Below are 12,342 nucleotides of genomic sequence, written 5' to 3' on the forward strand. Positions count from 1 at the left end.
TAGGTTATGACTTCAAATACAGCTCCTGCTTCTCCAGTTCTAACCATAGATAAACTGTCTGTGGGTTTTGGAAGAAAGAAGGCGATAGAGCAGGTAACACACGATGTTTCGCTCGAAATATACAAAGGGGAAACACTGGCGCTGGTGGGAGAGAGTGGCTCGGGTAAATCGGTGACGGCTAACTCGATCTTAAAGCTACTGCCTAAAGGCTCGTCGCATTACTTGAGCGGAAAGATTAACTTCTCTGGTAGCGACATCTTGAGTTGTTCTGAGAGGCAACTGCGCGGTATTCGTGGTGGTCGCATCGGGATGATCTTCCAAGAGCCGATGGTGTCACTGAATCCGCTTCATCGAATCGGCAAGCAGTTGGTTGAAACCCTCGCGATTCACCGCGGTATGCGCACCAATAAAGCGCAAGCCTTGGCGATAGAGTGGTTATCTAAAGTAGGCATCCGTTATCCCGAGCAAAAAATATTAGCCTATCCGCATGAGTTATCTGGAGGTGAGCGTCAGCGTGTGATGATCGCGATGGCACTGATTAACGAGCCAGAGCTGCTTATTGCTGACGAGCCAACGACCGCATTGGATGTGTCGGTACAAGCGCAGATCCTCGACTTGTTGAAAGATCTACAACAAGAGCTTGGCATGGCGATGCTGTTTATCACCCATGATTTGAGTATTGTTCGTAAGATTGCCGATAGAGTTGCGGTGATGAAAGATGGCCGCCTTGTCGAAAGCAACGATTGCCAGACACTGTTTAATGCGCCAGCTCACCCTTACACACAAAAGCTAATCAATTCAGACCCGAAAGGCTTGCCTGTCCCTGTGTCACCCGACAGCAAACCGCTACTCGATGTAGATCAACTTCGAGTTTGGTTCCCGATCACGGGTGGCCTATTTAAGCGTACTATTTCGCATATAAAAGCAGTCACTGATATGGAGTTCACCCTTAAGAAAGGGCACTCAATTGGCTTAGTGGGTGAGAGTGGTTCGGGTAAGTCGACTACAGGTATGGCTATATTAAAGCTGGTGGAGAGTGAAGGTTCGATCACTTATGAAAGCGAGCAGCTTCAAGGGCTAAACCGCCAGCAGATGCTACCATTTCGAAGCCGTATGCAAGTCGTCTTTCAAGACCCATTCTCAGCGTTGAACCCAAGAATGTCGGTGGCACAAGTGATTGGTGAAGGCTTACGAGTTCATCAACAGCTGGATGAGACCGAACTGGACCAACGTATCTGTGACGTGATGAAAGAGGTCGACCTTGACCCTGAAACACGTCACCGTTACCCAAATGAATTTTCGGGCGGTCAAAGACAGCGCATTGCGATTGCGCGAGCACTGATTCTGAAGCCAGAGTTTATTTTGTTAGATGAGCCTACATCTTCGTTAGACAGAACCGTTCAAGCGCAAGTGCTGGATCTGCTGAAGTCACTACAAGAAAAGTACGATCTTACGTACCTGTTCATCAGTCACGACCTGAACGTCGTCAAATCCCTATGCCATTACACCATAGTGATGAAAGCGGGTGAGGTGATTGAGAAGGGTGACACCGAGACGCTGTTTAGCGCTCCTCAACACGAATACACCAAACAGTTGGTGAGCCTCTCGAACGTGGGTGGCGTGTAAGTCGCCAATAGAGGCACTATTCTTTATAACAAGGGCGATCAGGTTGAATTCAACATGGTCATTTAGTTGTTTTACGATTACACTGCGCCCAATATTTCAGAAGTACATATTTTAGGTAGAGGTCACCATGGACCAAGAACATTACGAAGACGCTGACTACGAAGGTTACGAGCACGGCGAAGAAGGCGAAGAGATTGAAATTGAGGCGATTGGTGTCGATGTTTCATCTCAGCCAATTGAGCTTTACAAGGTGTTCAAGATCGCGAACCTAGTGAGTGGCGGTGGCGAAGCCAAGCATGTTATCTCTGAAGGTTACGTTGCGGTAAACGGTGAGCTGGAAACACGTAAGCGCCGTAAAATGTACGATGGTGACTTCTTTGAGTTTAACCAAGAATACTATGTAGTGTGCTGTGACCAGCCAGTACAAGAAGTAGAAGATAAACCAAAGAAAAAAGAAGCGGCTAAGAAAGACAACAAGTCGAAAAAAGGCCAGTCTAAAAAGGGTTCAAGCAAGAAAGAATCACAGCGCAGCACTGCAGATATGCTAAGCGCTAAAGCTGAACCTAAGAAACAGAAAAAAGAGAAGAAGAAAGAAAACAAGCCGAAAAAGAAAGCGGACACGCCAAAGCCAACACGTGACGACAAAAGCGGCCGTAATTCGATTGAGTTCTTCTAATTTACAGCTTTAAACTGCTGGTCTGAAACTCTTTTATAGCTTATTAGCAGCGCTGAATGTGTCTTTAGCGTTCGCCAGATACCAAAAGGCTCACTGTAATAGTGAGCCTTTTTTGTTGTCGCTAGGTTAAGTTTGAGGAGACCCTTAGTTAACCTGTTCTACTTCATTTGATGGCTTAGAGCGTTTGAATGAGTAAATCATGTAACCGATGACGCTTGCAGCAACAATAACAGAGCAGACTCGGATAAAGTTAATCAACATTGGTGCGTTCTCAATGAACTCGTTAATTCCCCAAAGTAGAACGAGTGAGAATACAAACATAACGAGCAGTCCCCAACAAGGTGCATCGATTTTGCCCGGCACAACATACCAACCATCTTCTTTGATTGGCTTGTTCAAACGCGCATACTCTGCTTGCTGACCTTTGACAGTATAAAGGTGCATTTCTTTTTGTTTGCCTGTTAGCAACAAACTTGCAGCGTACGCGACAATTGCATTAACGAAAACACCGATAACACAGTACCAAGGCCAAGCGATATCAGTCGCTACTGCTACATACCAGATTGCTAAGAAGCTTGCTGCGACACCAATTAATAGTCCCTTTTCTGTAATATGTTTGGAGTAGAAACCAAGCACGAACATACAGAAGTTTGCACCTACAAAATAGGAACCCGCTTTACTTAATATCTCTAAAACTGAGCCTGTACTGGTTGCAAACATGAAGGCTGGGATGATGATACATAGCGCCCACATAACCGTGAAGAAACGCGATACTTTGAGGTAATGTTCCTCTGACTCGTTTTTCTTGTAAAAGCGTTTATAGAAGTCAGTAACAGAGACGGTAGCCATAGAGTTAAAAGCGGAGTCTAGGCTCGACATACTTGCTGCAAGAATAGCTGCGGCGATGATTCCCATCAGCCCCGGCATACCATATTCGCTGGCATAGTGCAGGATAATGGTGTTGCCATTCTCAAACTCTTTACCATCGTAGTAAGCGTTAAATAACACGCCTAATAGAATGAATACGAAGTAGATGAAGAACGCAACGTAACCCATCATTAGCATCGCTTTTTTCGCATCACCCATGCTTTTCGCTGCCATGCAGCGTTGAACCATCATTTGGTTACCGCCATACACCGTAGTGTGGAACATTGTCATGGCGATAACGCCAGCCCATACGGTGGTAACTTGGCTCAAATCTAAATTAGTTTGTAGTGCATTGGTCATGCCTTGTGACTTCAGATCTTGCATCACTTCAGTCATTGGTTGTGGCATGCCATTCCAAACGGCTTCGATGATGATGAATGCCCCAAGAAACAGAATGACCGCTTGAATGACATCTGTCCAAATAACGGCGGCAATTCCTCCCATGACGGTATAGATTAGCGCGATAACAGTGACAATGACGATGCAGTACGTAACGTCGATACCGGTAATGAACTCAAGGATTAATGAGGTCGCATATAAGACTGCTGCTGAGCTTATCGCTTGTTTAATCAAGAAAATCAAAGACAGAGTGATACGTGAGGCTTTACCAAAGCGTCGTTCTTGATATTCATAAATTGAAGTGAGACCGTTGTTGTAGAAAAACGGCATAAACACAGCAACGATAAAGAAAATCACCAAAGGGTAGTTTAGGTGGATAGCGATCACCGACAAGCCTTCTTTGTAAGACCAAGCTGGTCCACCTAAGAAAGACATCGCACTAACATAGGTACACACAACAGAAATACCGATGGCCCACCATGGAATATTTCTATCGCCTAATGCAAATTGGTTGGCGGAAGTCACGCGTCTACCAACCAGTGCTCCCATAACTAAAGTCAGGACGATATAGGTACCGAGAATTGTCCAGTTTAAAGCGCCAAACTCATACATGCTCACGTCCTTTTAATTGTTCTTCCATTTGCTCAAACAGATCGTAACCAAGCTGTTTTAAGATGTGTGCGATATCGATAGCGACCCAGTTCTCCTTGAGTAGTTCGCCTTCTCGTCGCCAGATATCCATAACGCGAAGCTCGATGTGCTTGCCTGTCGGTGCCAACCCTAACCAGCCACTGGTGCCAGTATGTGTACCGTGCATGTGTGGCCAACCACCAGTGGATACGTAGTCATTTTTGGACAAAATATTGAGCTCTATATCGACACTTCGGTCTGGGAACGCAAAGACAAATGGCCCTTGATGGTGGTCGCGGAAGCCTTGGATACCACGAGTCGTACCAATACCAGCCGGTCCGTACCACATGAAGTCGTCATGCCAGTAGTTTTCTAGATCCATTGAATCAAGGCGTTTACCATCAAATCGACCCAAGCAAGCCAGCATGTCTAGCACTAGTTTTTGGCTTTTCTCGCTCTCTTCCTTTGCGGTGCTACCTGTCTGTATCCCGTCTTGAGTCGCCGGGGCAGGGACTAATCCAGCATGGCCTAGGCTCTTGCGTAACGGATTCACGCCAGCTTGGTTCATTGCATCAATAAAATCAGGGATTAGATAGGACTCAATAATTTGACCATCTTGGGTGCAAACCATTTCTGTGTAGCGCAAGTAGAGTGTTTTTCCTGTTGCTGGGATACCAAACAACGGTTTTGCAAATGTGCCAACAAAGTAGCCAGTAGAGTTTACCCAAGTGCGACCTTCATATTCACCTTGCATAATGATTGAAGGGCGTCGTTCAACATCAGGTAGTGAGTTTATTAGCGGCAATAGAAACGCTTGTTCAGTCGCATCGACACCAGAGACGTCGTTAATCGGATGAGCGACACACCATTTAACGTCAACATTTATCATCTCTTGAGCTACTTGAGTCCGTTCGGACGAGTGAGCGTTAAAATAGGTTCTGTAGAAATTTTCTATCAAGCTGTTCAACATAATACTTCCTCATATAGTTAACCGATTTGAATGAGAATCTGTTTCCAGACAGCACTTTCATCAAGTAGAGTAAATTCTCTGCGTAGGCCCCAAGGTCCAAACTCCGCATGGCTGATTCCCATGATGTAAACGTCTTTTCCTGTAGGCTTTCCAAACATACCGTAGCCTTCATGCTTGCCTTGTAGCGACCAACGAATAGCCGCACGTGGTGACATCATTTCGTCATTGCGGCCTATACGATGGTGAATTTTGAACTCCGCGTTCGGAAATGAAGAGCGCAGTGACATCCAAAACTGGTCGATCTCGTTATGAGAGAGTGCAGTTTGACCACCCGTGTATTCGCCAATACAAGCTCGGTCATATTCTTTTGGTATTACCGAGAACTCAGCACTCATTACACGTCGCAGTATGTCTTCATAGCGCTGACCGTATTCATTGTCGTTCCCTACACCAAGGTAAGGACCTTGAATGTCGACTTGGGGAGTAAAAGGGAAGGGGCATTGCTCAACGCCACCCTCTATTTCGATTTGTTGACGAGCATACTCTTCTGACTTCATACCCAGTTGGTTTGCAATCGCAGCGATGTCTCGGATCATCCACTCGTCATTGATTTGGTTATTGATGGCATGGCAGTCAGCGATGATTCGAAACTTAAGTGTTTTGTTTGTGGCTTTGCCAAATACGCCATCATTAGTGTGAGTAGCTGTTGAAATGATTCGATGTGATGAGAGCATGCCTTGCTCAGGAGTCCCTGACCAAATAACGTCTTCACCCAATAAGGTACGGTTCGGGAACTCGGCTAGTGTGCCCATGGTCGCGCTGATGACCTTTTCGTTTCCCTCGGTGATGGAGAGTGGTGTACGGACGATAATGTCAGGTGAGTAATAGTTATGTAGGGTACTCAGACCTCGATCTTCCCAAATTTCTTTAGTGATGCCTAATATGTAATCCGGAAAATCTTGCCATTTAGAATCAAAGCCAACCATAGCCATTAATCACCTCCTGATGCGTCATAAAATTAGTTATTGGATTGTTTTTGGTTACGTATCCAATATTGCCTTTTGTTACCACTGTGTCAATGAGGTGTTTTGCATATGTTTCTTTATTGTGGGTTTGATCTGTTTTTTAACAACTCTCAAACTACAGTTCTCAGTAAGATAATTGAGTGGTGATTCCATATTTATCGTGTGTATATGAACAAGATAATTAGGTTTAAATGTAGCATATTTGTATGTAAAATATTGTATTTGTTGGTTTTGTTTTGGTTGTGGCGAGGTGGGAATTATACCAGAAAGTGCTCTGTGGCGATTTATTATATCGAAGTGATGACGAGAGGGAATTTAGAATAATTATTCTTATGTGATGGAACTTTGCTCGGATTGTTAATTTTTTGTTTAGATTTTTTTGATTGAAAATGGATTCGCATGCAACGATAAGTTTGGGGATGGTTGGATTGAAAAAGCCACTCAAAGATGAATATTGAGTGGCTTTGTTGATGGGTACGCTTAAGACAACAATTCTGGAAGGAACAGCGATATCGCTGGCACAAAGGTAATGATCATCAAAGCGACGAGCATGGCACCAATCCAGCCTAAAATCGCCCGAGACAAGGATTCAATCGGCACGTTGCCCACTTGGCTGGCCATAAATAAGTTGGCACCGAGTGGGGGAGTGACAAACCCGATGGCTAAGTTCACGATCATTACGATACCAAAGTGGATTGGGTCCATTCCCAATGCGGTCATGTTGTCGATACCTTTCCGGTACATATTTGGGAATGGTTGGGTTTTTAGTGCTTTAGTGAATTAAACGTAGGCACGATGCTGGTGAATATTGAAAAATGACGTCTTCATCGAATTCTAATACACATAAATCTTTCAAATAGTTACATCTAATTGGAAACTTATATACTAATTAGCTAAAGTTTTTGTACCCAATAAGAATAAGGCTAGGTATATGAAAAAACTCATGTCAGTAGTAGCAATTTCACTGTCATTTAGCACTCATGCGGCTATCGACAGGTGGCAAGAAAATAAAGCTGGTGGATATTTTGTGGACGCTTATGATGCCTCTATATTCGCTCATATAGCATCTGCAGTTAATGGTAACTCTAATGTGTACTTTAATGCTGGAAATCCCGAATGTCATGAATTCTCAGACTCACTATCGAGCATGATTATTGAGGTTAATACACAAAAAGTTAAAGCCAGTATGCAATGTTTGGGGGAAGACTCTGCGCAAGTGTGGGCTACTACTAAAGCAGGCATGGACTTTGTTATTAATGAGTTTAAGCAAAAGCTTGAGGTACAAGTTAAATTTAACGAAAAATTCACAGCCTCGTTTAGTGCTGTAGGGTTTAGTAAAGCTTATGCTTATCACTCATATGGGAAGGACGCAATTTAACGTATCAATTGTCAAAGATTACTGTTGTGTAAATCAGTTGAGCTATTTCAAATCTTGCGGTCTAGTTTTTTTGTAATGGTTAGGTTTACGGTTATGGGTAGAGTCAAAAAACAAATTGGGCTGAGTACAATGGTGGGCTTTGCAAGTCGGGTAACTCATCCCGATTTGACTCCGTTTGGTAGTTCATGTTGGTTTTTTGGGTGTAATTAGAGGTAATAGCACCAAGGCCACACCATCTGAACACCCTCAAGTGCAGGCACTGGAACGAGCTTGTCGTAGACTTAATAAACATTCACATTCATGAGAAGAAACCATAACAGTATCAGACTATTGCATTAGCTCTGTTAACGAGAATATGTGGCCGCTCTGAGCCATGTTGTTCAGTGGGTTATTTATCCGCACTTAATATAAATCGATGGATTTTTAGACGAGATCACAGAAAAAAGCCCTAACTTGAGATTAGGGCTTTTAGTCTAAATTTATCGGCGTTTAGTAGGTTGGTTTGCAGCAAGCTTTTCAAAGGAGGAGAAAGCTGGCTAAGAGCCTTTGGTTGTGCTCCCTCGCTCAATAATGGTGCCAGATTCAAGAAGGTATTCGCCTTTAGCGTCCACGTTATCGTTGATGCGCTGCATTAAGTCTTCGACAGCTCTTTGCACGATTTTATCGGTAGGCTGAGCAATAGTAGTGAGGTCATAGCTTGGCCAAGAGGCCATTGGGATATCATCGACTCCCATCACTGCAAAGTCTTGAGGAATATGGCATCCGAGCTTTCTAAGACCGTCCATAACACCCATAGCTAGGATATCATTGGCACAGAACACAGCATCTGGCTTGGATGTATGCTCCATTAACTCTTTAGCGGCTTCTAATCCCGCTTCAAAACTGTATTTTGCATTGATGAAGATAGGTGAAGCGGCTTCACGAGTTTTTGCGGTTTCAGAGAAGCCAAGCCAACGTTTGTCACTGGTCATTGAGCCTGCATCACCACTGACATAAGCCAGTTGTTTGTAGCCCTTATCCAGCAAATAATCCGCCGCTTGCGTGCCAGCTCGTTGGTTATCTAGGCCAGCGCTGTTCGCATTAATGCTTTCTGTATAACGGTTGATAAGGCTTAAGTGAACGCCAAACTTTTCACATTGTGCGAATGCTCGGGAAGTAAGACGGCTGGTGGCAATGATTAAGCCATCAACCTGATATTCAATCGCGCGTGAAATGGCAAGATCCAAGTCGTCTTTATCGATAGGGCAAAGGACAACTTGGCCACCGCGCTTTTGAATTTCCATGGCGAGAGCACGAGATTGCAAGTCGTACATTGGGTTTGATTCGCTATCAAGTGCGATAGCCACTAGCCCTGAACGATTGGAAATAAGGCTACGAGCGATCGCATTTGGCGTGTAGCCAAGTTTGGTCGCTGCATCCATAACCATTTTACGTTTCTTCTCACTAATGCTCGCTGTAGGACTGAATGCCCGAGAAACGGTAGACTGAGAAACGCCAAGCATTTTGGCAACATCAATAGAGGTAACTTTCGCTTTTATGGTGAATCTCCTTATATCGCGATAAATCCAAGCGCCACCTTGATTAGGTCAACAGGTCCTAATGAGCAAGGTTTGATAATTACAATACGTGTAACATTTGAAATCACAAAGAAAATTTATGAATTCATGACGGCTTGCTCATTTCGAAAGCCATCAATGATCATTTTGTGTTCAGAACCTACGCAAAAGAAGTTAACGCCGAGCTCTTTCCAGTGACGAGCCGCTTGAGCATTTGCGACAAACATACCAACGGGCTTGTTAACTTGCTGAGCTGCTTTGATTATTTTGATACTCGCTTCTCGTACACATTCATCATTCACACTTTCAGCACCGTAAGACACGGCCAAATCGACTTGTCCAATAAACAGGGCATCAATGCCTTCCACTTTTGCTATCGATTCAGCGTTTACCACACCCTCTGGGTCTTCAATTTGTGCAATGACAACCGTGTTGTTCTGGCTATCTTTCAGGTGGTTGGCCATCGGTTTGGTTGCGTATTTTGCTGCGCGGCTTGAGCCTGCATAGCCTCGACCACCTTCACCGTAATGGGACATCTTCACTAACTTTTCTGCTTGCTCTGCACTGCATACGTGTGGGATCTGGATTCCTGTCGCTCCGCAATCTAACGCATTCAAAATGGTCGATGGCTGGCTATCTTGAACTCGAACTACGCAAGGGAGCTGATTAGCGCGCGCAGCAAGAATGCAGCTATCCAGTGTCGATCTATCAAAAGGGGCGTGCTCCGCGTCTAGCACAATGAAAGGCAGTTCAGCCAACGCAAGCACTTCGATGATGTGCGGATGAGGGGTTTTAACAAAGGTGCCAAGTAGCTCGGTGTTGCTTAGTGTGTTCTTGAAGTTATCCATTACTTTCTATTCTCCATTACTTTTCATTTGCTTTTGCAAAGGTATGCAAAACTTAACATGTGTTGTTGTAAAAAAAGAGTAAAAACAATGTGATCAATGCAACATTAATTGACTGTATTTTAATCCGATAGGCATCGTAACTAACCAGCTGTAAGTGTTTTTGTTATTTAAAACAATGACTTGACTTTGATTTTCTAAGTTGAGAAATGAATTTGCCAAGTGTTAAAAAAATGTTTATGTTTGTTTTGCATTCGTATCCAAAAGTATAAAACAACAAAAATAAACTCTGTTAAAACTACACATAAGCAAACACTAGGCATACGCCACAAGGAGAACTAAGCATGGCTCGCATTCTAAAACACGGCATCACTGAAGAAGCATCAGCATCAAACAACGCGCAAGTACGTCAAACGGTTGAGAACATTCTTTCTGACATCGAAAAGAAAGGTGACAGTGCAGTACGTGAGCTTTCAGAAAAATTTGATAACTGGTCTCCGGAGCAGTTTCGCTTAACAGATGACCAAATTCAGGCGTGTGTGGACGCATTGGACGAATCTACTAAGCACGACATTGAATTTGCACAAACACAGGTTCGTAACTTCGCTCAGATCCAACGTGACTCAATGCATGATGTAGAAGTAGAGACTATGCCGGGTGTTGTACTAGGACACAAAAACGTGCCAGTAAACAGTGTTGGTTGTTACATCCCAGGTGGTAAGTACCCATTGGTTGCATCAGCGCACATGAGTGTTCTTACTGCGAAAGTGGCTGGTGTGAAGCGTGTGATTGCTTGTGCTCCTCCTTTTAACGGTCAACCAAATGTGGCGATTGTTGCCGCAATGGCGATGGCTGGTGCGGATGAGATTTACTGTTTTGGTGGCGTACAAGCGGTAGGTGCGATGGCACTTGGTACAGAAACGATTGCTCCAGTCGATATGATCGTTGGCCCGGGTAATGCGTTTGTTGCAGAGGCTAAACGTCAGCTGTTTGGTCGTGTTGGTATCGACTTGTTTGCTGGCCCAACAGAGACGCTTGTGATTGCAGACGAAGAGGGATGTGACCCTGAATTAGCGGCTGCGGACTTACTTGGTCAAGCTGAGCACGGTTACAACTCTCCAGCGGTACTGCTAACCAATAGTGAAACTTTTGCAGAAGAGACAGTAAAAGAGATTGAGCGTCAGCTAACGATTCTTCCTACTGCTGAAGTCGCTGGTAAGGCTTGGGAAAACTACGGTCAGGTTATTGTGTGTGATAGCTACGAAGAGATGGTTGAAGTAGCAGATGACATTGCTTCTGAACACGTACAAGTAATGACAAAAGATCCTAAGTACTTCCTAGACAACATGACTAACTATGGCGCGTTGTTCTTAGGTCGTGAAACAAACGTTTCTTACGGCGATAAATGTATCGGTACTAACCATACTCTGCCAACAAACAAAGCAGCACGCTACACCGGCGGCCTGTGGGTTGGTAAATTCATTAAAACATGTACTTACCAGCGCGTAACTGAAGCAGCTTCGCTAAAAGTCGGTGAGTACTGTTCACGACTATGTGCATTAGAAGGTTTCGCAGGTCACAAAGAGCAAGCAGACATTCGTGTACGTCGCTACAAAGAAAAATCGGTAGAGGCATAACATGACAAAACTCGCCTTAGTTACAGGCGGCAGTGGCGGCATCGGTGCCGCCATATGTCACAAATTAGCGCAATCTGGCTATCGCGTTGTGTTTACCTACAACAGTAATGAGGTTGCAGCTCAACAGATCTTGGACAGCTTACAAGGTTCAGGTCATGCCATGTATCAACTGAATGTTGAAGACAGCTCTGCGATTGGCGCATTAGCGGACCAAGTTAAAGAGTCGTCGGATTCATTAGATTTGCTAGTGAACTGTGCAGGTATGACAAAGTTTGTCGCGCACAATGATTTAGCGTCTTTGAATGATGAGCTGATAGACAAGATCTTCCGCGTCAATGTTCGAGCTCCATTTGCGATGGTTCGCGCGTTTGAGCCATTACTTCGCAGCGCCAAGGGTTGCGTAGTGAACATCACTTCGATTGCAGCACAAACCGCAATGGGTAGCAACGTGGCGTATTGTGCGAGTAAATCAGCGGTTGAAAACATGACACGTTCATTAGGCCGTGCTTTATCTCCAAATATCCGAGTACTCGCTGTTGCTCCTGGCTTAGTGGATACCGAATTTGTCAAAGGGTTAGATGATGAATGGCGCAATGCACAAGAGCAGTCGACACCGCTGAAACGATTAGCGAGTGACGAAGAAGTTGCCAACGCCGTTTATGCAGCTGCAGAGCTACTGACATTTTCAACCGGTAATACCATCGCTGTCGATGGCGGAAGACCGCTAGGTTAG

The 12,342-nt window shown here is 44.5% G+C and carries 10 protein-coding genes and 1 pseudogene; 5 read left to right on the forward strand and 6 right to left on the reverse strand.

Translation table 11 applies throughout. The annotated features are described in order from the left end of the window. Positions 1-6: 6 nt before the first annotated feature. Together yejF and F0251_RS12370 are read left to right on the forward strand one after the other, a co-directional pair. Positions 7-1,626, forward strand: a complete 1,620-nt coding sequence (yejF, locus tag F0251_RS12365; protein ID WP_171731069.1) for a microcin C ABC transporter ATP-binding protein YejF — start codon at positions 7-9, stop codon at positions 1,624-1,626. Positions 1,627-1,753: 127 nt separating this feature from the next. Next, positions 1,754-2,302, forward strand: a complete 549-nt coding sequence (locus F0251_RS12370; RefSeq protein ID WP_061031096.1) for an RNA-binding S4 domain-containing protein — start codon at positions 1,754-1,756, stop codon at positions 2,300-2,302. A gap of 144 nt (positions 2,303-2,446) precedes the next feature. Here the strand turns inward: F0251_RS12370 and F0251_RS12375 are convergent, their stop codons facing one another. The 4 genes and pseudogenes from F0251_RS12375 to F0251_RS12390 form a co-directional block, all read right to left on the reverse strand. Then, positions 2,447-4,180, reverse strand: a complete 1,734-nt coding sequence (locus F0251_RS12375) for a sodium/solute symporter (protein ID WP_171731070.1) — start codon at positions 4,178-4,180, stop codon at positions 2,447-2,449. Further along, the gene (locus F0251_RS12380) at positions 4,173-5,168 is read right to left on the reverse strand and encodes an ester cyclase (protein ID WP_171731071.1); all 996 of its coding nucleotides are present in this window, start codon (positions 5,166-5,168) and stop codon (positions 4,173-4,175) included. Before F0251_RS12380 ends, F0251_RS12375 begins: the two co-directional genes overlap by 8 nt. 17 nt (positions 5,169-5,185) lie before the next feature. Then, positions 5,186-6,160 carry an ester cyclase gene (locus tag F0251_RS12385; protein WP_061031093.1) on the reverse strand — a complete coding sequence of 325 codons (975 nt, stop codon included), beginning with the start codon at positions 6,158-6,160 and terminating at the stop codon, positions 5,186-5,188. A gap of 513 nt (positions 6,161-6,673) precedes the next feature. Then, a pseudogene (locus F0251_RS12390) lies at positions 6,674-6,910 on the reverse strand (TRAP transporter large permease subunit); the annotation flags it as partial. A gap of 214 nt (positions 6,911-7,124) precedes the next feature. On the opposite strand from F0251_RS12390, the gene F0251_RS12395 reads away from it, so the two are divergent. Continuing rightward, positions 7,125-7,571, forward strand: a complete 447-nt coding sequence (locus tag F0251_RS12395) for a hypothetical protein (protein WP_171731072.1) — start codon at positions 7,125-7,127, stop codon at positions 7,569-7,571. Positions 7,572-8,107: 536 nt separating this feature from the next. Here F0251_RS12395 and F0251_RS12400 read toward each other — a convergent pair. Then, the gene (locus F0251_RS12400) at positions 8,108-9,073 is read right to left on the reverse strand and encodes a LacI family DNA-binding transcriptional regulator (RefSeq protein ID WP_171731073.1); all 966 of its coding nucleotides are present in this window, start codon (positions 9,071-9,073) and stop codon (positions 8,108-8,110) included. A gap of 152 nt (positions 9,074-9,225) precedes the next feature. Next, positions 9,226-9,975, reverse strand: coding sequence for an HpcH/HpaI aldolase/citrate lyase family protein (locus tag F0251_RS12405; protein WP_061031089.1), 750 nt, complete (start codon positions 9,973-9,975; stop codon positions 9,226-9,228). Positions 9,976-10,316: 341 nt separating this feature from the next. Between F0251_RS12405 and hisD the strand changes: the two genes are divergently transcribed. Together hisD and F0251_RS12415 are read left to right on the forward strand one after the other, a co-directional pair. Continuing rightward, positions 10,317-11,609, forward strand: a complete 1,293-nt coding sequence (gene hisD, locus F0251_RS12410) for a histidinol dehydrogenase (protein WP_061031088.1) — start codon at positions 10,317-10,319, stop codon at positions 11,607-11,609. Position 11,610: 1 nt separating this feature from the next. After that, positions 11,611-12,342 (forward strand): SDR family NAD(P)-dependent oxidoreductase, encoded by a 732-nt coding sequence (locus F0251_RS12415; protein ID WP_171731074.1) that lies wholly within the window; start codon positions 11,611-11,613, stop codon positions 12,340-12,342.

This window comes from Vibrio sp. 070316B (assembly GCF_013114115.1).
Lineage (GTDB): Bacteria > Pseudomonadota > Gammaproteobacteria > Enterobacterales > Vibrionaceae > Vibrio > Vibrio chagasii_B.